Source organism: Allosphingosinicella sp. (assembly GCF_036403745.1).
In the GTDB taxonomy this organism is placed as follows: Bacteria; Pseudomonadota; Alphaproteobacteria; order Sphingomonadales; family Sphingomonadaceae; genus Allosphingosinicella.
The window spans coordinates 19,323-38,726 of record NZ_DASWQI010000044.1 but is presented as its reverse complement, the minus strand read 5'-3'; the positions used below and the strand labels follow the sequence as shown (position 1 = coordinate 38,726).

Below are 19,404 nucleotides of genomic sequence, written 5' to 3'. Positions count from 1 at the left end.
GACGATTTCGGCCTAAAGGAGCGGAAGGGGTTCGGTAAAGTCCTCGCCGCGTCGGAGCGGAAACTAGCGCAGCTTCCTGCAGGTGAGGGTGAGGAACTCCATGTTCTTGCCCGCTACGGCCCCGCGGAGCCGTTCCCCGAGGCCCGGCGCCGCATATCCGACAGGGACCGTCGGATCGTACGGATCGAGCCCGGCCTGCATCCGCGCGCTCATCAGGTCGACCGCCTCGGGGGGCGGGCGCCTGCGGAACCGCACGTCGCGGAAGCCCGAACGGAGCAGCAGGTCCCTGAGGCTCGCAGGGTTGAACAGCATCAGGTGGCGCGGCGGCTCGAGACCCCGCCAGTTGGCGCCGTAGGTGCGATGGCCGCGGGCGTCGACATTGGGCGTCTCCACGAACAGCTGCCCGCCCGGCTTGAGCAGGTGGAGAATGTCGACGAGCGCTTCGGCGGGATCGTGGAGATGCTCGATGACGTGGTTCATCGTGACGGCGTCGAAGCTGCCCGGCTGGTCGCGCCACGCCTCCGAACCGCCGGTGCGTACGTCGAGGCCGTTGTCGCGGCACTTCGCCGTGGCGACAGGGTCGGGATCGGCGCCGCACGCCTGCCAGCCGGCGGTTCGCGCATGGAGCAGCCACTCGCCGCCACCGCATCCGATATCCAGGACGCGCCCGCCTCCGCGCGGGAGGTAGCGGTAGCTGAGGTCGAGCGGTGCGCTGAGCGGCGGCAGCGCCGCTCCGAGCAGGGCGCCGAGCCGGTAGGCGGGGCGCAGGTGCGTGCCGTAGCGGGCGTTGCGGTAGCCGTTGGCGAGGGCGGCACGGACCTTGCGCAGCCCGGTGGGCGGCGCCGCGGAGTCCTCGGCCGCGCCGTGCGTATAGTAACGCTCGTAGGCGAGGCCGATCGTGGACCGGTCCGGTCGCGGATCGAGATAGCCGGAGCGGCAGCCGCCGCACCGCCACATCGTCCATGTCCCGGGCGCCACGAAGAAGATGTTGTCGCGCAGGGCAGCGTGGAGGAGTACCCGCTTGGGACAGCCGCAGACCGGACAGTGGCCAAGCGTCTCGATCCCGTCCGCCGGCCAGGCTGCCGCCGGATCGACGGCGGGAGCGGCGGTCATGCGACGCGGCCCGGGGCCGCTGTTTCGACCCGACGGGGAGAGAAAAAGCGCATAGCGGCCGGGGCTTTGCGCGCAATCCGCGGGCGAGTAAACCCGGCCGCCCCGGCGCCCCGGCCCGTTTGCGCTGCCGGGCGGAGGTTGCTAGAGGCGCCACCTTTCCGCACCCTCCTGCCAAGAGACCTGTCCTGGAACAGCTTCCCGAACATTGTCGGCTGGTCGCGCTGACCGCCCGCGGCGACGAGCGCGGCAGCCTGATCCCGCTGGAGCCGGGCGCGGACCTTCCGTTCGAAATCAAGCGCGTCTACTACATTTACGGCACCGTCGCGGAGGCGGAGCGGGGCTTCCACGCCCACCGCGATCTCGATCAGCTTGCCATTTGCGTCGCCGGCGCCTGCACGATGATCGTCGACGACGGCCGCACCCGCAGCGAGGTGCGCCTCGACACGCCCGACAAGGCGCTGCTGATCCGCGGCCTGGTGTGGCGCGAGATGCGCGATTTCTCCCCCGACGCGGTCCTCCTCGTCCTCGCCTCCAGGCATTATGACGAGACCGATTACATCCGCCGCTACGAGGATTTCCTCGCCGCGGTCGCGGAAGGAGGCAAGGGATGAGCGTCCCGTTCCTCGACCTCAAGGCGGCCTATGAGGAGCTGCGCGACGAGATCGACGCGGCGATCCGCCGCACCTGCGAATCGGGCTGGTATATCCTCGGCCCCGAGGTTGAGGCGTTCGAACGGGAGTTTGCCGACTATCTCGGCGTCGCCCACTGCGTGGGGGTCGGCAACGGGCTCGATGCGCTGCAGCTGGCGTTGCGGGCGCTGGACGTGGGGCCCGGGGATGAGGTGATCGTCAGCTCGAACACCTTCATCGCGACCTGGCTCGCCGTGACGTCGGTCGGTGCGGTTCCGGTGCCGGTGGAACCCGATCCGGCGACGCACAATATCGACCCCGATCGTGTGGAAGCGGCGATCACGCCGCGCACCAAGGTGATCCTCCCGACCCATCTCTACGGCCAGCCGGCCGACCTCGACCCCCTGCTCGCGCTCGCCCGCAAGCACCGTCTTAAACTTATCGAGGACGCCGCGCAGGCGCATGGCGCGCGCTACAAGGGACGGCGCGTCGGCGGTCACGGGGACGCCGTCACCTGGAGCTTCTATCCCGGCAAGAATCTCGGCGCGATGGGCGACGCGGGCGCGGTGACGACCAACGACCCGGCGGTGGCCGAGAAAATCCGCATGCTCGGCAATTACGGCTCGCGCCGCAAATATGTGCACGAGGTCGCCGGGATGAACTCGCGGCTCGATCCGATCCAGGCCGCCGTGCTGCGGGTCAAGCTGACCCGCCTCGATGAATGGAATGCGCGCCGGGCAGCGATCGCCAATCTGTATCTCGACGCGCTTGCCGGCACCGCCGCCTCGCTACCGCACGTGCCGAACTGGGCTGAGCCTTCCTGGCACCTGTTCGTGGTGTCGGTCGAGGCGCGCGATGCCGTTCAGCAGGCTCTCACGGCGCGGGGCGTGCAGACGCTGATCCATTACCCTTTGCCGCCCCACCTCCAGGGCGCCTATGCGGAACTCGAAGCGGGTGAGGGTAGCTTCCCGGTGGCTGAGCGACTGGCGAAGCAGGTCCTCAGCCTGCCGATTGCGCCGCACTTGCCGATCGACGACGCGCGAAGGGTTGCCGATGCGGTTCACGCGGCTACAATTCGATAGAAACCAGCGTGCGTCACGCGGCGACCGCTACAGGAGAGCATTGATGGACGCAGACGTGGAGATCCACCCCACCGCGATAATCCATCCGGGCGTGGAGATCGGGCGCGGCTCGAAGGTGGAGGCATTCTGCGAGCTTGGTGTGCCGACTCCGCTGGCGGATAGCGAAAAGCTCGTGATTGGGGCGGGGTCGCACATCCGCTCCCACAGCATCTTCTACGCCGGCTCGAGATTCGGTGCGGGGCTGCGGACCGGACATCGCGTCACAGTGCGCGAGAATACGCGCGCCGGGGAAGCGCTGCAGATCGGTACGCTCGGCGACATCCAGGGTCATTGCGCGATCGGGGATCACGTGCGGCTTCACAGCAACGTCCACATCGGGCAACGCTCCATGGTCGGCGATTTCGTCTTCATCTTCCCTTATGTGGTACTCACCAACGACCCGACACCTCCGAGTGAGGATCTGGTGGGCGTCACGCTCGAGGACTTTTCAATCGTCGCCACGATGAGCGTCGTCCTGCCGGGAGCGCGGGTGGGGCGGGGGGCGCTGGTCGGCGCCATGTCCCTTGTGAAGGGCGATGTGCCGCCGGAGAGCATCTTCGTCGGCAATCCGGGTAAGGTCGTTGGCTCCACCAGCAAGATCAAGCTGAGGAACGGCGAACCTGCCTATCCGTGGCGGCGTCACTTCCATCGGGGCTATCCCGACCATGTCGTGGAGGCCTGGAAGACGGAGTTTGCGGAGCGATCCTGATCTCGTTCGGCGGCCGCGCGATGAACCTTCGCGGCGCCGTGTCTCTCTCGCCCCAAACGCCTCATCCGACTTAAGAAGGCCACCTCTCTTGGCGTCCTCGCACCGGCAAATCCTTCGTTCGTCGACGATCGTCGGCGGCGCGACCGTGGTCAACCTGGTGGTGGGCGTAGCGCGACAGAAAGTGCTCGCCCTCGCGCTGGGACCTGCCGGTGTCGGTACAGTGGGTCTCATGCAGGGCTTGGTGGCCACCGCCGCCGCGGCCGGCGGCATGGGGCTGTCGAGTGCAGGAACCCGGCAGATTGCGGACGCGGCGGGTTCCGGAAGCGAGGAACGCCTGGCGCTGGCACGCAAAGCATTAGTCTGGCTCACGAGTCTTCTCGCGCTATGCGGCGCTCTTTTACTGTGGCTGCTGCGCGAGCCGCTCGCCGTGGCGATCTTCGGCACTTCCGCAGCAGCAAGCGGCTTCGCAATGCTCGGCCTCGCCGTGGCGCTCACAATCGTCGGCGCGTCGCAATTCTCGCTCCTGGTGGGCATGCAGCGGATTGGGGATGTCGCCCGGCTGACCGTCTTTTCCGCCCTCGCCTCAACGCTTATTGGAGTGGGGGCGATCCTTGCATTCGGCAGCCGGGCCATCCTTTTCTTCGTGGTCTCGGCTCCGCTGGCCGCAGCGCTCTTTGGCCTCTTTTACACGAAGCGTCTTCCAGCGCCGGTTCGGGCACCGCGCGGGGCCACGGCCCTGCTCGGCAACTGGCAGGCGATGCTGTCTCTCGGCATCGCGACGATGCTGGCAGGCCTGATCACCACCGCCACCCAGCTCGTGGGGCGTACGCTCGTCCAGCGCCAGCTGGGGGCGGCGGACCTCGGCGCCTTCCAAGCCGCCAGCGTCATCACGGTCACCTATTTGGGCCTCGTTCTACAGGCGATGAGCACCGATTATTATCCGCGCCTCACCAGAGCTGTCGGCGATCCTCCGACCGCCAACCGGCTCGTGAACGAACAGACGGAAGTCACTTTGCTGCTCGGCGGCCCGGTTCTCCTGTGCGTCATCGGCGGCGCCCCGTGGATCGTCCGGCTGCTCTACTCCTCCGCGTTCGCGGGGGCCGCGGACCTCCTCCGGATACAAATTTTCGGCGACACTTTGCGACTGGCGAGTTGGCCGCTTGGCTACCTCCTCCTGGCGCGGGGCTCGGGGCGCAGCTTCGTCGCTGCGGAGGCAACCGGAAACGTCGCTTTCCTCGCCATCCTCTTCGCCTTGCTGGGCCCAATCGGCCTGCCAGGCGCGGGACTCGCGGTGGTCGGGATGTATTTGGCCTACCTTCCGGTCGTCTACTTCGTCGGACGCCGGCAAAGCGGTTTCCGCTGGACGCGCGAGGTGCTGGTCGCCGCCACCGTGCTTCTCAGCCTAAACGTCGCCGTCTACGCTCTCGCGCGTCTCGGGGACTTGCCGGCGCTGGCCGCCGGCTGCCTGGCCGCCGCCGGCTTCGGTGTCTTTGCGGTCCATCGGCTGCGGGCGGCACTCCCGGAACGCGCCGCGGCCGTGCTGGAACCCTTCTACAGGCAGGCGAGACGGTTGCTTCGAACCTCCGCGCAGCGAGAGGAGCCTTGATGAGGCCAGCAGATGATCCGGCGAGCACCCGGGCATCCTTCGTGATAATCGCCTATAATCAGGAGCGATACATCAGGGAGGCCGTCGAGGGGGCGTTTGCCCAGAACTACTCTCCCTTGGAAATCATCCTCTCTGACGATTGCTCGCCTGATAGGACGGGCGAGATTATGTCGGAAATGGCGGCGCGCTACCGTGGCCCCCATACCGTACGGTTTGTCCGCAACGAAAGGAACCTGGGGATCGTGCCGCACGTGTTCGCGCGCGGACGCGAGGCCCTGGGCGAGGTCGTGGTAATGGCGGCGGGGGATGATATTTCCGCTCCCGGGCGAACCGCAACGTTGGTCGAAGCGCTTGATCGTCACCGCAATGCCCTGGCGGTGACGTCCGGATTCGATCTCATTGACGAAAATGGAGCCCTTTTGCAGGCGAACTGCACCGGGACGGTTCTGGGTCCAGGCGCCCGCCCCACTGCCAGCTACGTCGCGGGTAAGGACGTGGCCGATTATATCCAAATTCAGGGGTCAACCGCGGCGTACCGACGTGCTCTGTTCGACACGCGGCTGCCGGACTGGAAGCTCCAGTTCAGCGAGGACAACCTGATGAACTTTCTGGTCTACCTTTATGGAGGTCGGATCATCGAGGTCGCTGGCCCGCTGATCAGCTACCGCCGCCATTCTGCCGCCGCAGGCAATCGCGAGCCTTCGCGTGACCCGCAGGTCCAGGAGCAGGAGTTCGTCGCTGCGGCCGAGGTGCGCAGAAACAAGATGCTGTCCTACCGATGGATCGCCACCCACAATTCGCACGCCGGAGATCTAGACGAGGGCGCGGTCGACGAGGAGATCCGGACGGCGGAGCTCGCGACCGGGTGGGCTGCGAAGTCGCTCCCGGCGCGGCTGAGGGCGCTCGGCGCAGAGGTGGCGCGCCATCGCGGAAGAATGGCCAAATGGCAAGCAGCCCGGCTGATCGGCACATTCCCCGATTACCCGCTCAAGCGCCTGCTCTCCCGCCGCTGACAGCTCAGGCGGCCAATGCCACGTCGCTCGCGTCGCTTCAGAGGCCCAGCCGCTCCCCTGCATATTTCTTGTCGCGTAGCGGCCGCCACCAATCCGCGCGGGCGAGATACCAGTCCACGGTCTTTCCCATCCCGCTTTCGAAGCTTTCTTCGGGGCTCCAGCCGAGCTCCCGCTCCGCCTTGGCAGGATCGATCGCGTAGCGCCGGTCGTGGCCGGGGCGGTCGCTGACATAGTCGATGAGGTCTTCGTAGCGGGCGCCGCCCACACGCGGCCGTCGTTCGTCGAGCAGGCGGCAGATCGTCTGGACGACGTCGAGGTTGGTGCGCTCCGCCCGGCCGCCGATCAGGTAGGTCTCGCCGACGCGGCCGTCGCTGACGATGCGGTCGAGGGCGCGGGCATGGTCCTCGACGAACAGCCAGTCGCGCACATTCTCGCCGCGCCCGTAGACCGGCAGCGGCCGCTCGTGGAGCGCGTTCAGGATGACGAGCGGGATCAATTTCTCGGGGAAATGGTAGGGCCCGTAATTGTTCGAGCAGTTGGAGACCACCGCCGGCAGCCCATAGGTATGCTGCCAGGCGCGGACGAGATGGTCCGACGCGGCCTTGGACGCCGAATAAGGCGAGGAGGGATCGTAGGGAGTGTCTTCGGTGAAGATGCCGCTGTCGAAGGGCAGGTCGCCGAACACCTCGTCCGTCGAGATGTGGTGGAAGCGGAAGGCGTCCCTTTTCGCGCCCTCCAGCCGGCGCCAATAGCCGAGCGCCGCCTGCAGCAGCCGGAACGTGCCGACGATGTTCGTCTCGATGAACTCGCCCGGGCCGTCGATCGAGCGGTCGACATGGCTTTCGGCGGCGAGGTGCATGATCGCGTCAGGCTGCTCCTCGGCGAGCAAGGCTGCGACCGCCGCGCCGTCGCCGATGTCCGCCTGGACGAAGCGATAATCGGCGCTATCGGCGATGTCCGCGAGCGAGGCGAGGTTGCCGGCATAGGTAAGCTTGTCGAGGTTGACGACGCGTGTGTCGCCGCGGCCGATCAGGTGGCGGCAGACGGCCGAGCCGATGAAGCCGGCGCCGCCGGTGACGAGGATAGTGCGCTTGGTCATGTCTTCAGAATCTCTGGTCGTGGGGCACGTTCGCCAGCATCGTCCGCCCTTCGGCGGCCCGGCGGCGCAGGAAATTGGCATAATCGGATTTGCCCATCCGGTCGGCCGCGGCGCGCAGCTGGTCCTCGTCGAGATAGCCGAATTCGTAGGCGATCTCCTCCGGGCACATCACCTTGATGCCCTGCCGCTGCTCGACGGTGCGGACGAAGGCGGAGGCGTCGTGGAGGCTGTCGTGGGTGCCGGTGTCCAGCCAGGCGAAGCCGCGGCCGAGCCGGGCGACGCGGAGCTTGCCCTGCTCCAGATAGGCGCGGTTGACGTCGGTGATCTCGAGCTCGCCGCGCGGCGAGGGCTTCACCGCCGCGGCAATGTCGAGGACCGAATTGTCGTAGAAATAGAGGCCGGTCACGGCCCAGCTCGACGCTGGCTCCGACGGCTTCTCGACGATGTCGGTCGCCTCGCCGGTCTCAGGATCGAACGACACGACGCCGTAACGCTCCGGGTCCTCGACATGATAGGCGAAGACGGTGGCGCCGCCTCGATGCGCCGCGGCCTCCTGGCAAAGCGACGACAGGCCCGCCCCGAAGAAGATGTTGTCGCCGAGGATCAAGGCCACGGCGTCGTCGCCGACGAACTCGCGGCCGATGATGAAGGCCTGGGCGAGCCCTTCCGGCTTCGGCTGCTCGGCATAGGACAGGCGCACGCCATAGCTGCTGCCGTCGCCCAGCATGGTACGGAAATGCGGCAAATCGTGCGGCGTCGAGATGACCAGGATGTCGCGGATGCCGGCGAGCATGAGCGTCGCCAGCGGATAATAGATCATCGGTTTGTCGTAGACCGGCAGCAGCTGCTTCGAGACGGCGAGCGTCACCGGATAGAGGCGGGTCCCGCTGCCGCCCGCCAAGATGATACCCTTCAAACGCCGTCTCCGCTGCGTTGGTGGCCGCGCCCCCATCGGCCGCTTCCGGCTCTTAGCGTCCCCCGCCGCGGATTGCGACGCCGTTTCCGCGCCGCTCGGCGGCGAAGGCTTTGGGGACAAACATCTTGTTCTCGCGGCGAATCGCCTTCAGGAGCGGCCCAAAGCCAGCCGCCGCACGAAAGCACGACCGATCCGGGCATGATGATCTCAATCGCCATGGCGACCTATAACGGCGCCCGTTTCCTCGAGCAGCAGCTGGAGAGCCTGGCGCGCCAGACCCGCCTGCCCGACGAGTTGGTGGTGACCGACGATGCGTCGAGCGACGGCACGCCCGAAATCGTCGCGCGTTTCGCCGCCACCGCGCCCTTCCCGGTGCGGCTGGAGCGGAACCCGTCGAACCTCGGCTTCAACGGCAATTTCGGCCGCGCCCTTTCGCTCGTGCGCGGCGAGCGCGTGTTCATCTGCGACCAGGACGATATCTGGTATCCGGAGAAAATCGAAACCGCGCTCGCCTTTGCCGACACCCATCCGGAGCTTCTTGCCCTGATCAACGACGAGGATCTGGCGGACGGCGAGGGGCGTCCGCTCCACGCCACCTTCCTCGGCAACGTCCGTAAGCTCGGCTATGCGGACCTCTACCATGTCGCCGGCTGCTGCACGTTGCTGTCCAAGGCGGTGCTGCCGCTGATCCTGCCCTTCCCGGACGTCGGCAATTACGACGGCTGGATCGCCCAGATCACCGATCGCCTCGGCCTGCGCGGCGTTCTCGACCGGCCGCTCCAGCTCTACCGGCGCCACGGCTCCAATACGACGGAGACTGTCCTCGCCCAGGGCGGAGCGTCGCGCTGGAAGCTGCTGCGCGCCTATGCCGGCCGCGATCCCCGCCAGGGGTGGCAGGCGACCATCGCCGTTCTCGCCGCCTGCCGCGACCGCATCGCCGCCTGCCGCGCCGAAGCGGAGGCGCTGGTCGGCCCCGCCCGCGTCGATGCCGCGCTCGCAGGCCTGGACGCCGAAATCGCCCGTTGGACCCGGCGCCTCGCTTTGCTCGACCGCCCTCGGCCGCTGCGCGCGCCGGCGGTGCTGCGCCTGTGGGGAAGCGGCTTCTATCGCAGCTTCGGCGGCGGACGGAGCGCCCTCACCGACCTCGTGCGGGCGTGAGGAGAGCGGCGCGATGTGCGGAATAGCAGGCTTCGTCGATCCCTCCCAAGGCCAGGACATGCTCGCCGCGATGACGAGCGCCATCGCCCGCCGCGGTCCGGACGATGTCGGCTATTATCTGGAGAGCGGCGTCGGCCTCGGCCACCGCCGCCTCGCAATCATCGATCTCTCCCCGCTCGGCCATCAGCCGATGCGCTTCGAGAGCCTCGTCACCGTCTTCAACGGCGAGATCTACAATTATCGCGAGGTCGCCGCCGAACTCGAGGCGAAGGGCTACAGCTTCACCTCCAGCAGCGACACCGAGGTGGTGCTGAAAGCCTTCCACTGCTGGGGCCCGCGCTGCGTCGAGCGCTTCATCGGCATGTTCGCCATCGCCATCTGGGACGAGGCGGAGCGCGCCCTGTACCTGATCCGTGACCGTGCCGGGGTGAAGCCGCTCTACTACACGGCGAGCGGCGGCCGCCTCGCTTTCGGCAGCACGCTGAAGGCGCTGCGCCCCTATCTCTCACCCGACCAGCGCACCCAGATCGACACCGCCGCGCTCTCCGAGTTCCTGTCCGTCGGCTACGTCAACTCGGGCCTGTCGATCCTCGCGGCGGTGAAGAAGGTTCCCCAGGCGCACATCGTGAAGTTCCACGACGGCCGCATCACCGAGGAGCGCTATTGGGACGTCCACTTCGCCGAAAATCCCGCTTGGGCCGAGCGTCCGCTCGACGACCTCGTCGATGAGCTCGAGGAAATCGCCGTCAGCGCCTTCAAATACCGGATGGTCGCGGACGTACCGGTGGGCGTGTTCCTCAGCGCCGGCGTGGACAGCTCGCTGGTGACGGCGATCCTGTCGAAACATTACGGCCAGCTCCACACCTTCACCATCGGCTTTGCCGACAAGGCCTATGACGAATCGGCCGACGCCCGTCGCATCGCCGAGCATCTCGGCACCATCCACGAGGAAGCGGTGCTTACCCCCGAGCGCGGCCGCGACATCCTCTCGCGCTTCTACGATATCTACGACGAACCGCATGGCGACTCCTCCGGCATCCCCACCGCGTTCGTCTCCGAAATCGCGGCACGCGGCGGCGCCAAGGTGGTGCTCAGCGCCGACGCCGGCGACGAGCTGTTCGGCGGCTACACGCGCTACGTCGAATTCTACCGCCGCTGGGACCAGGTCCGCCGCCTCGGCCGGGCCGGCCGCGCCGGCGGCCGTACGCTGCTGCGCCTGATCAGCTCGGTCAGTTCGCCGGCGCGCAGCGAGCGGCTCAGCCGCTATGCCGACATGCTCGACGAGCAGCCGTTCATCCCCTTCATGCAGAAGCGCATCCGCGCCGCTTCCTCACGCGACTATCGGACCCTCTTCCCCGCCTTCGAGGACCGTCTGACCCCCGCGGGCGAGGGGACTTTGCTCGATCAGATGTGCGAGTGGGATTTCAAGCGCTACATGGTCGACGACATCCTCGTGAAGGTCGACCGCGCCACTATGTACCACAGCATCGAGGGCCGGGAGCCGTTCCTCGACCACCGCCTCGTCGAGTTTGCCGCCCAAGTGCCGAATCGGTTCAAGATGGACGGCGGCGAGACCAAGCTCATCCTGAAGCGCCTGCTCGGCCGCTACCTCCCCAAGCCGCTCTACGATTTGCCCAAGCGTGGCTTCGGCGTGCCGCTGATGGACTGGATCCGCGATTTCTACCGCGACCGGTTCGTCGAGATACTCGAAGGCGGCAGCGGCTATTTCGACCGCAAGGAGATCGCCCGCCTCCTCGACCGCTACCGCCGCGGCGAGCCGATCAACTATGCGATCATTTGGTATCTGTTCAGCTTCCAGACCTGGTACGACGATTGGACGGCGGAGGCGTGAAGCCGCGCCCGCGCCCGCGCATCGTCCACGTCATCGATTCGCTCGGGCGCGGCGGCGCAGAGACCCTGCTGGTCGGGCTGTTGCCGCTGCTCGCGGCGCATTATGAGATCATCCTCGTCACCCTGACCGCCGACAGCGACTTCCCGCCCGAGGCGGTGGTCGCGGCGGAGCGGCACTGCCTCGATTTTACCGGCTTCAAGTCGCTCCCCCGCTGCGTGCTCGCCTTGCGCAGGATCATCCGCAGGGTGCAGCCGGACCTCGTCCGCTCGCAGCTCTTCCTCAGCAGCATCGTCGCCCGCCTTGCGACGCCCGCCTCGATTCCTTTGGTCTTCTCGATCCACAGCGCGATGAGCGCCGACGCCTACGGCAAGAACCGTCACGCGCTGCCGCTCGAGCGCCTCACCTACAGGCCGCGCCACTCGGTAATCGCCGTGTCGAACGAGGCGCTTGCCGATTTCGACCGCCATGTCGGAATCAAGGGCAAGGCCTTCGTGCTCCACAACGCGGTCGACGAAGCCTTCTTCTCGGGGGCCCGCGCAGCCGGCGACGGTATGCCGGGAGAACCCATCCGCCTGGTGGCGGTAGGCAACCTCAAGGAGGCGAAGAACTACCCCTTCCTGGTGCAGGCGGTGCGCCGCGTCCCCGCCGGGATCGTGACTCTCGACATCTATGGCGAGGGGCATTTGCGCGGGCCGCTGGAGGCGGAGATCGCGCGCCACCGGCTTCCGGTGCGGCTGATGGGCAAGAGCGGCGACATTCCGGCTTTGCTCGGCGGCTATGACGCCTTCGTGATGCCGTCGCTCTACGAAGGGTTCGGCATCGCCGCCGCCGAGGCGATGGCCGCCGGACTGCCGATGCTGCTGTCCGATCTGCCGGTGCTGCGCGAGATCAGCCACGGCAACGCCATCTTCTTCGATCCGCACGATCCGGAGAGTCTCGCCGCATCCCTCCGCTCACTGCCGGAGCGGACGGGGGAGCTGCGCGCGATGGCGGAACGCGGCATCGCCATCTGCCGCGAATATTACCGGCGCGATGCCTATCTCGCCAAGCTCATGGCCCTCTATGCCGGGCTCATGGCTCCAGCCCCTGATCGGGCAGGCCGGCAAGGTCCGACAGCCGATTGAGCGAGACGAGGTCGCGCTCGGTGGCGATGGGAAGCGCCTCGACGCGGCACCCGCGCTCCGCAAGATGCCGGACGACGTAGAGGAAGCCGTGCTCCCCCGTCTCCCGCCCACGCGCGCCGTCCAGCGCCTGCTCCAACACCGCGAGAACCGCCTGCGGGCGGATGACGAAGAGGCCGATGTCGCGCTCACCCGGGCCGGGGACGAGCCCGGCTTCGCGCGTCTCGATGAGCGCGGTGACGCGCCCCTCAGCGTCGCGCTCGACGATCGTATACGCCTCGTCGACGTGCCGGGTGGCGAAGGTGAAGTCGTTGCCATGGTCGCGGTGCGCCGCCACCAGAGCTTCGACGGTGACACGTTCGAGCAGCGGGATGTCGCCCCACACGATCAGCAGATGCTCCGTCTCGGCAGCCCCTTGCGCCTGCCGGAAGAGCAGGATCGCGTCGCCCATGCCGGTCGGCCGGCTTTGCTCGATCAGCTCGGCCGTCGCACCGTCCGCGCCGAGCGTCGCGCGGATCGGCGCCGCGCCCAACGGGCTGACGATCACGACCGGGTTCGGGTCGAGGGGGCGCAGGAGGTCGAGCAGGCGCAGCAGGATCGGCCGGCCGAGGACCGGGTGCAGGGTCTTGGGATAGGGCAGGCCGGCGCGGCTGCCGGTGCCGGCGGCGGCGATCAGCGCGCGCAGCTCAGGCATCGAAATCCTTGCCGATCCGGCCCTTCAGGCCGCGCGTGATCGCCTTCCACAAGGTGGGGCTGCGCGGCCCGGCGACGTAGCTCAATGCCATCCCGGGCGAGTTGCGCCGGGCGGTACGGACGAGCGCGACGGCGACGGCCATCACGTTCCGGAGTTTGCGGCGGTCGAAATAAAGGTGGTTGAGGATGATCGTGTTCTTGATGAAATAATAGACCTTCTCCGGCGAGAGCGGCCGCTTCGTCACGTCGGGATGGTAGTGCCGGGCGTCGAGGTGCGAGACGACAGGCCCGACGCGCCGCAGGCGCATGAAATAGTCCACCTCGTCGCCGAACATGAAATAGTCCGGGCACACGTTGCCGATCACACGCGCCGCCGCGACGCTGACCAGCGCGCCGTTGAACAGGTGCGCGAAGGGATAGAGGCCGTCCGGCGCCGCCGCCCGCAGCCCCTCCAGTGTCGGGATCTTGCGGGGCGCACCGACCAGCACCGGGTTGCCGGCCGGATTGAGCTTGGGGAACGGAAAGACGAAATGGCTGTGCTCCCCCTCGCGCAGCACCACCGAGGAGACGCACGCCACCCCGTCGACAAGGCTGCCCTCGAGAACGGCAAGCGCGGCCGGATCGGGATAGCCGTCGTCGTCCATCAGCCAGACGGCGTCGAAGCCCCCGGCGATCGCCTCGTCGATCGCCCGGGCCCAGCCGCCGGCGGAACCGAGATTGGCCTGAGTCACATAGTCGACGCCCTTCGCCTCCAACATCTCGATCGTGCCGTCGCTGCTGCTGTTGTTGATGACGAGCAGGCGGTCGGGCGGGCGGGACTGGGCGAGGATGTGGTCGACGCAGCGTTCGAGCAGGTCCTTGCGATTGTAGGTGACGACGCTGGCGAGGATTCTCATGCGAGCGCCTCCAGCGCCCTGAGCAGCGGCGCCCAGCGGATTCCGTCCCCGTCCGGAGCCTGGACGATGCGCACGGCATCGATCCCCGCCGCCGCCGCCGCGGCGAGGCCGCTGTCCGCATCCTCGAACACCAAGGCCTCCGCAGGGGGTGCGTCGTGGGCGAAGAGTGCTTTCAGGAACGGCTCCGGGTCGGGCTTGCCGCGTGTCACATCCTCGGCGGTGATCACCGGGTCGAAACAACCGTCGAGGCCGACGCGCGCCAGCGAGGTCTCGGCGCCGCGTCGGGAGGCCGAGGTGCACAGAGCGAGCGCGAAGCGGCTGCGCGCCGCGCGGACGAAATCCACGGCACCTTCGATCGCCGACAGCTCCGTCTCCAGCATCCGCAACGCCCGGTCGCGCTTCTCCCCAACCAGCCGGCTACGCTCGGCCTCGCCCAAGGCAAGGCCTGCTGCGAGCTTGTCGACAGCGGCCGCCGTCGTCATCCCGGCGATGGCATTGTAGTCGACGGACACGCCGTGCGGCGCGAAGGTCTCCTCAAAGGCGCGGGCGTGGAGCGGCGAGCTGTCGACCAGCGTGCCGTCCAGGTCGAAGATGAGCAGCCGCTTGCGCGACAGGAGCTGGGCCAGTGGGGAGAGGCTCATGCCCCTGCGGCCGCCTCATTGTAGAGGCTGAGGATGGTGCCGATGACCTTCTCGCCGTCATGCTTCCCCGGCGCCGCGGCAGACTCGAAATCCTGCACGATGCGGCGGACCGGGATTTGCGCGAAATTCTGCTCGTCGTCGTCGACATAGGTTTCATCGGGCTTACGGCGCCCGTCGTTGACGAGGGCCGCCGAGAACAGTTCCTCCATCGCGTGGTGACGCCCTTCAGCCATGCACAGATAGCGATACGCCCCCTCCAGATAGTCGGATGTGCGGTAGGTCGGCGTCTCATAGTCGGCGCCGATGTTGGTGACGAAGACCTTGAGCGCCTCCTGGTTCCGGGCGATGGTCTCGGCGATGCCTCGCGACATGTATGTGGGGTAGAGCGAGCTGTGCTGCGTTCCCGCCGAATAGACGATGATGTCGGCCTGGCTCAGCGCCAGCCGCACGCCGGGCGACGCGGAGGCCGCGGCGTGGTGGCGGCTGAGGAAGTAGCGCTGCTCCTCCAGGCTCAGCCGGGCGAACCGCTCGCGGTCGAGCGGCCGGTCGAGCAGGTAGACCGCGTCGATCAGCACGTTGGAGCGCAGCTCGACGATCTCGGCTTCCGAATAGAGCACTTCGCCGTTGCGGCGCAGCGCCATCAGCCATTTGTTCTCGACGCTGTTGGGAAGCACCGTTCCCCGCAGGCGGAACAGCCGGTCCATGGCCCGGGTGGTGAGCTCCATGTCCCGGCGGCAGGCGAGGAAGGCGCCGGCATAGAGGCAGTTCATGAGCGAGCAGTCGGCGAATTCGAAGCGCGCGCCTCGGGCTTTTTCGATGACTTCGAGGCCGTCGACGAACTCGCGCACGAAGGTGCGCACCGCCGCCGCGATCGTCGCGTTGGTAAGAATAATCCCGGCCACGTCCGCCGCGCCCCCGGCGAAGCGCCGCATGTCGGCAAGAACCTCCTCGCGGGCGGTGTCGACCGGGTATCGGAAGGCGAAGAGGGCGCGGCTCGATTCGTGGTGCGGGCTGTCCTCCGGAAGCATCAGCTCCTGCACCTTGCGGATATCCGACGGGCCCAGCATGTCGAAGAAACGGCGGATCTCGCCCGTGGATTTGCCGTCGTCATAGGCGTTGACGATCGAGGTGACGTTCAGCCCCTGGTGGCGCAGCATCGCCGGAATGATCGACGCGGCGCCGCGGCCTCCGTTCAAAACGACGATGTTCAGCATGCCGTCCTCGTATCGCCCCCCCTCGGCGCCGCTTCCGCGTTCGTCAGCTTCCTATAGATGCTGTCGTAGCGCCTAACACCCTCTTCCAGCGAGAATTCGCCGCTCGCGGCGCGAATGCCCGCGTCCGCCGCCTTCGCCGCCAGGACCGTCTCAACTGCGGCGCGCAGCGTCTCCGGCCGGAAGTCCGGCACCACCACCGAGCCGTTGCGCTCCGGGCTCACGATGCGGTCGATGTCGCCATAGCCGGTGTTGGCGATGATCGGTACGTTCATCGCGAACAGCTCGCCGAGCTTGGTGGGCGAGCAGCCGGCCTTGGAGAGGGTCGGCCGGATGAACACCGCCGAAAGGTCGGCAAGGGCGATATATTGCGGAATGTCGCGCCTGTCGGCGGAGGTGAAGCGCAACGCCTCCCTCGGGATGCCGAGCCGATCCGCCTCCGCTTCCACCAGCTCGCGGCCATTATTGGCGAGGAACAGGAAGATGGCGTCCGGTCGCACTGCGCGCAGCTCGCGGAACAGCGCCATCATCTCCGCCAGCAGATAGTCGGCGCCGAGGCTGCCGAGATAGAGGAGCAACGTCGCGCCCTCGGCGACGCCCAGCGCCCGGCGCTTCTCGGCGACCTTCTCCGCCGCGACCTTCGCCGGATCGAACAGCGAAAAGTCGGCGCAGCAGGGGATCACCGTGTAATTTGCTCGGCTCCCGCCCACGACGTGGGGATGGCGGGCGATGAGCAGGTCGGCCGCGCGGTCGGTCAAGGTGACGACATGGTCGGCATTGCCGAGCACCTCCGGCTCCCGCCGCAGCAACCAGCGGAAGACGAACTTGAACCGCTTGGTCTCGATGCCGACGTCCGCCCAGAAATCGCGGAAATCGGCTAGGTAGGCCATGCCGAAACGGCGCTTCAGGCGGCTGGCGACGTCGAGCGGGAGGTAGGAGCGGCAATGGACGATGTCCGGCCGCTCCGCCGCCGCCACCCTCACGGCCGCGCGCCACATCAACAGCATCGTCCAGAAGGAGGAGACGAGCGGCGGACGGTTGGCGTAGCGCACGCGCGTCCAGCGTATGCCGACCGCGTCGAACAGCGAGACGTAGCGGGCGATCGCCTCCTCCCGCCCGGCCTTCTCGGCGCTGACGATATGGATGCTGTGGCCGAGACGCGCGAGGCCGATCAGGTAAGGCGCGATCTGCGCCTGGCCGATATGATCGGTAATGCCGTCCTGCGTGAGGTAGAGAGCGGTCGCCATTCAACGGGCTCCGCGCGCGGTTCGGGTTATGATCATGATGGTCCCGCCGCTCAGTTGTCCGCCGTCAGCGGAATGAACTTGTAGGGAAGCCACGCCCAGCTGTTGTCCGCCCAATTCAGCCAGACGAACTGGATCGTCGCCGAATAGAGGACGACGAAGAGGACGAGCTGCACGTTCGAGCGGCCCTTGTCGGCGAACGCCGTCGGCAGCCGTCCGAGCACGAACATCTGCAGCGGGATGAGGTAGAGCGCGAGCCGGTCGACGGCGGCCGCGGAGTCGGTGAGGACCAGGCCCGCGAGCGCCAGCAGCGCCGCCAGTGAGAAGTTTCGCCACAGCTTGCGCTCCTGATCGTTGACCGCGAACCGCCGCTGGAAGAGCAGGAAGAGCAGAGCTGGCGGAATGTTCATCGGCACCCGGAACGCGGCGCCGCCGGAGCCGTATTCGGCGGTCACATAGTTGATCATCAGCCTGTCGACCGAGGCCTGGACGAACAGGTAATAAACCAGTGCCGCGCTGGCCATGATGACGAGGCCGGTCACCAGCCGGTTGCGGGTCGCGGTGAGCGCGACGAGGGGGGCGATGACCACCGCCGATTTATGGAACGCGGCGGCGAGCAGCAGGTAGATGCCGAAATGCCAGATCGGCTTGCGGTCGAAATTCGCGAGGCCCGCCAGGATGAAGCCGATCGCGACCGCCTGGCGGGTATAGCCCATGGCGACGACAATCACGAGGTACGGGATCGAGACGAGGATGATCAGCCACGGATTGGGCTGGCGTCGCGCGAAACGGACGAGGCCCCAGCTGAACAGGATCGCGCAGACGAGGTTCACCAGCCAGACGCCGATGCCCATCTGACCGACCACCCAATTCAAGACACCGTAGCCCGGATCCTGCGCGCGCGCACCGCTGATGCCGTTTGCGGTGATGTCCTTGAAGATGTCGATATAGTTGATCCAGTCGCCGCCGACTTCCCAGCGCAGCCCGATCATCAGCGCAACCGCCACGCCCATGGCGAGGAAATAGGGTCCGCCGGTCACGCGGCGGTTTTCGTCGGGCCGGTAGAGGGATGCCCCCGCCGCGAACAGCGAGAACAAGAGCCAATAGGGAAACACGAAACGACTCCCGCGGGGATTGCGGCCGCGAATTGGCGGGCGACACGATCGGTTGCGCGCTATAGAACGCACGCCCGCCTCCCGTCCAGTCGGAGGCGCCCGTTAGCCCTCCATTCGCCCCTTGTACGAAAGCGCCGATGCAGCCCCGGTCGATCGTCATCTCGATCAACGCCTCCTGGAACATCGTCAACTTCCGGCTGGGGCTGATCCGGGCGCTGCAGGCGGACGGGCACCGGGTGATCGCGCTCGCCCCGGACGATGCCTACAGCCGCCGCTTGGCCAAGCTCGGCATCGAGTATCGCGGCATCGAGATGGACAAGAAGGGGCTCTCGCCCCTCGCGGACCTTCGTTTGCTGCGCTCCTACCGGCGCATCTTGCGGGAGCTCGGCCCCGATCTCTTTCTCGGCTACACCGCCAAGCCGAACATCTACGGCTCGCTTGCCGCGCACAGCCTCGGCATGCGGGTGATCAACAACGTCTCGGGCCTCGGCACCGCCTTCATCCGCGGCGGCTGGCTGCTGCGCATCGTCTCCATGCTCTACCGCCGCGCCTTCCGGCGCTCCGCGCGGGTGTTCTTTCAGAATCCGGAGGACCGCGACCTGTTCGTCGCCAAGCGTCTGGTCCGGCCGGACCAGACGGGCCTGCTGCCCGGCTCAGGCATAGACCTATCGCGGTTTAGCCCGCCCCCAGACGTGCCGCGCGACGACGGAGACGCGTTCCGCTTCCTCCTCGTCGGGCGAGTCATCCGCGACAAGGGAATCCTCGAATATGTCGAGGCGGCGCGGCGGCTGCGGCCGCGCTGGCCGGACGTGAAGTTCCAGCTGCTCGGCTTTGTCGATGCCGAGAACCGCACCGCCATCTCAAAGGACATTGTGGACGGCTGGGTCGCCGAGGGCCTGATCGACTATCTCGGCGCCGCCGACGACGTTCGACCGTTTGTGGCCGCGGCGGACTGCGTCGTCCTCCCCTCCTACCGCGAAGGACTCCCCCGGACGCTGCTCGAGGCGGCGGCGATGGCGCGGCCGCTGATCGCCACCGACGTGCCGGGCTGCCGGCACCTCGTCCGCGACGGGGTCAACGGCCTGCTGTGCGAGGTTCGCGACGCCGACGCGCTTGCCGCAGCGATGGAGCGAATGCTGGGAGCGGCGCCGGAACAGCGCGCGGCCTGGGGCGCCGAGGCCCGCGCCATCGCCGAGCGCGAGTTCTCCGAGGAGGTTGTGATCGCCCGCTACCGCGACGCCATTGCCGAGGCGTTCGCCTGACCCGA

18 protein-coding genes are annotated in these 19,404 nt (G+C 67.4%); 9 read left to right on the top strand and 9 right to left on the bottom strand.

The features are described from left to right. Positions 1-63: 63 nt before the first annotated feature. Positions 64-1,113, bottom strand: a complete 1,050-nt coding sequence (locus VGC56_RS08250; RefSeq protein ID WP_464124412.1) for a class I SAM-dependent methyltransferase — start codon at positions 1,111-1,113, stop codon at positions 64-66. Between the two features lie 119 nt (positions 1,114-1,232). Between VGC56_RS08250 and VGC56_RS08245 the strand changes: the two genes are divergently transcribed. From VGC56_RS08245 to VGC56_RS08225, 5 genes are all read left to right on the top strand, one after another. After that, on the top strand, positions 1,233-1,724 hold the full coding sequence (locus VGC56_RS08245; protein WP_464124411.1) for a sugar 3,4-ketoisomerase: 492 nt from the start codon (positions 1,233-1,235) through the stop codon (positions 1,722-1,724). Beyond that, a complete protein-coding gene (locus tag VGC56_RS08240; RefSeq protein ID WP_464124410.1) occupies positions 1,721-2,824 on the top strand; it encodes a DegT/DnrJ/EryC1/StrS family aminotransferase in 1,104 nt (367 codons plus the stop codon). Before VGC56_RS08245 ends, VGC56_RS08240 begins: the two co-directional genes overlap by 4 nt. A gap of 43 nt (positions 2,825-2,867) precedes the next feature. After that, a complete protein-coding gene (locus VGC56_RS08235) occupies positions 2,868-3,572 on the top strand; it encodes an acyltransferase (RefSeq protein ID WP_464124409.1) in 705 nt (234 codons plus the stop codon). An 88-nt stretch (positions 3,573-3,660) separates the two neighbouring features. Then, positions 3,661-5,178 carry an O-antigen translocase gene (locus VGC56_RS08230; protein WP_464124408.1) on the top strand — a complete coding sequence of 506 codons (1,518 nt, stop codon included), beginning with the start codon at positions 3,661-3,663 and terminating at the stop codon, positions 5,176-5,178. Then, positions 5,178-6,191 (top strand): glycosyltransferase, encoded by a 1,014-nt coding sequence (locus tag VGC56_RS08225; protein WP_464124407.1) that lies wholly within the window; start codon positions 5,178-5,180, stop codon positions 6,189-6,191. Before VGC56_RS08230 ends, VGC56_RS08225 begins: the two co-directional genes overlap by 1 nt. 37 nt (positions 6,192-6,228) lie before the next feature. Here the strand turns inward: VGC56_RS08225 and rfbB are convergent, their stop codons facing one another. Both rfbB and rfbA read right to left on the bottom strand, forming a co-directional pair. Next, complete coding sequence (gene rfbB, locus VGC56_RS08220) at positions 6,229-7,290, bottom strand: dTDP-glucose 4,6-dehydratase (protein WP_464124406.1); 1,062 nt, start codon at positions 7,288-7,290, stop codon at positions 6,229-6,231. A 4-nt stretch (positions 7,291-7,294) separates the two neighbouring features. Continuing rightward, on the bottom strand, positions 7,295-8,206 hold the full coding sequence (gene rfbA / locus VGC56_RS08215) for a glucose-1-phosphate thymidylyltransferase RfbA (protein ID WP_464124405.1): 912 nt from the start codon (positions 8,204-8,206) through the stop codon (positions 7,295-7,297). Between the two features lie 198 nt (positions 8,207-8,404). Between rfbA and VGC56_RS08210 the strand changes: the two genes are divergently transcribed. Genes VGC56_RS08210 through VGC56_RS08200 form a run of 3 tightly spaced genes read left to right on the top strand, consistent with a single transcriptional unit; the run spans position 8,405 to position 12,340 of the window. After that, a complete protein-coding gene (locus VGC56_RS08210) occupies positions 8,405-9,364 on the top strand; it encodes a glycosyltransferase family 2 protein (protein WP_464124404.1) in 960 nt (319 codons plus the stop codon). Positions 9,365-9,377: 13 nt separating this feature from the next. Beyond that, entirely contained in the window at positions 9,378-11,216 is a 1,839-nt protein-coding gene (gene asnB / locus VGC56_RS08205) for an asparagine synthase (glutamine-hydrolyzing) (protein ID WP_464124403.1), read from the top strand. Continuing rightward, a complete protein-coding gene (locus tag VGC56_RS08200; protein WP_464124402.1) occupies positions 11,213-12,340 on the top strand; it encodes a glycosyltransferase in 1,128 nt (375 codons plus the stop codon). Before asnB ends, VGC56_RS08200 begins: the two co-directional genes overlap by 4 nt. Here the strand turns inward: VGC56_RS08200 and VGC56_RS08195 are convergent. From VGC56_RS08195 to VGC56_RS08170, 6 genes are read right to left on the bottom strand one after another with little or no spacing between them, the layout of a single operon-like run. Next, entirely contained in the window at positions 12,288-13,031 is a 744-nt protein-coding gene (locus tag VGC56_RS08195) for an NTP transferase domain-containing protein (RefSeq protein WP_464124401.1), read from the bottom strand. The two genes, VGC56_RS08200 and VGC56_RS08195, sit on opposite strands and share 53 nt — an antisense overlap. After that, complete coding sequence (locus VGC56_RS08190; protein WP_464124400.1) at positions 13,024-13,926, bottom strand: glycosyltransferase; 903 nt, start codon at positions 13,924-13,926, stop codon at positions 13,024-13,026. The genes VGC56_RS08195 and VGC56_RS08190 overlap by 8 nt, the downstream gene beginning before the upstream one ends. Beyond that, a complete protein-coding gene (locus VGC56_RS08185; RefSeq protein WP_464124399.1) occupies positions 13,923-14,567 on the bottom strand; it encodes an HAD family hydrolase in 645 nt (214 codons plus the stop codon). Before VGC56_RS08185 ends, VGC56_RS08190 begins: the two co-directional genes overlap by 4 nt. Next, positions 14,564-15,781, bottom strand: a complete 1,218-nt coding sequence (locus VGC56_RS08180) for a 2-phospho-L-lactate transferase CofD family protein (RefSeq protein WP_464124398.1) — start codon at positions 15,779-15,781, stop codon at positions 14,564-14,566. Before VGC56_RS08180 ends, VGC56_RS08185 begins: the two co-directional genes overlap by 4 nt. Then, positions 15,775-17,025: a glycosyltransferase gene (locus VGC56_RS08175; RefSeq protein ID WP_464124397.1), complete on the bottom strand. Its 1,251-nt coding sequence runs from the start codon at positions 17,023-17,025 to the stop codon at positions 15,775-15,777. The genes VGC56_RS08180 and VGC56_RS08175 overlap by 7 nt, the downstream gene beginning before the upstream one ends. Before the next feature lie 50 nt (positions 17,026-17,075). Further along, entirely contained in the window at positions 17,076-18,137 is a 1,062-nt protein-coding gene (locus VGC56_RS08170) for an EpsG family protein (RefSeq protein WP_464124396.1), read from the bottom strand. A gap of 137 nt (positions 18,138-18,274) precedes the next feature. On the opposite strand from VGC56_RS08170, the gene VGC56_RS08165 reads away from it, so the two are divergent. After that, on the top strand, positions 18,275-19,399 hold the full coding sequence (locus VGC56_RS08165) for a glycosyltransferase family 4 protein (protein ID WP_464124395.1): 1,125 nt from the start codon (positions 18,275-18,277) through the stop codon (positions 19,397-19,399). The last annotated feature ends 5 nt before the right edge of the window (positions 19,400-19,404 follow it).

Bases quoted from the DNA above. Each gene is read 5' to 3' on its own strand.
- asnB (WP_464124403.1), top strand. From the start codon at position 9,378: ATGTGCGGAATAGCAGGCTTCGTCGATCCCTCCCAAGGCCAGGACATG.
- VGC56_RS08165 (WP_464124395.1), top strand. From the start codon at position 18,275: ATGCAGCCCCGGTCGATCGTCATCTCGATCAACGCCTCCTGGAACATC.
- rfbB (WP_464124406.1), bottom strand. From the start codon at position 7,290: ATGACCAAGCGCACTATCCTCGTCACCGGCGGCGCCGGCTTCATCGGC.
- VGC56_RS08250 (WP_464124412.1), bottom strand. From the start codon at position 1,113: ATGACCGCCGCTCCCGCCGTCGATCCGGCGGCAGCCTGGCCGGCGGAC.
- VGC56_RS08190 (WP_464124400.1), bottom strand. From the start codon at position 13,926: ATGAGAATCCTCGCCAGCGTCGTCACCTACAATCGCAAGGACCTGCTC.
- VGC56_RS08195 (WP_464124401.1), bottom strand. From the start codon at position 13,031: ATGCCTGAGCTGCGCGCGCTGATCGCCGCCGCCGGCACCGGCAGCCGC.
- VGC56_RS08185 (WP_464124399.1), bottom strand. From the start codon at position 14,567: ATGAGCCTCTCCCCACTGGCCCAGCTCCTGTCGCGCAAGCGGCTGCTC.
- VGC56_RS08225 (WP_464124407.1), top strand. From the start codon at position 5,178: ATGAGGCCAGCAGATGATCCGGCGAGCACCCGGGCATCCTTCGTGATA.
- VGC56_RS08180 (WP_464124398.1), bottom strand. From the start codon at position 15,781: ATGCTGAACATCGTCGTTTTGAACGGAGGCCGCGGCGCCGCGTCGATC.
- VGC56_RS08235 (WP_464124409.1), top strand. From the start codon at position 2,868: ATGGACGCAGACGTGGAGATCCACCCCACCGCGATAATCCATCCGGGC.
- VGC56_RS08175 (WP_464124397.1), bottom strand. From the start codon at position 17,025: ATGGCGACCGCTCTCTACCTCACGCAGGACGGCATTACCGATCATATC.
- VGC56_RS08240 (WP_464124410.1), top strand. From the start codon at position 1,721: ATGAGCGTCCCGTTCCTCGACCTCAAGGCGGCCTATGAGGAGCTGCGC.
- VGC56_RS08210 (WP_464124404.1), top strand. From the start codon at position 8,405: ATGATGATCTCAATCGCCATGGCGACCTATAACGGCGCCCGTTTCCTC.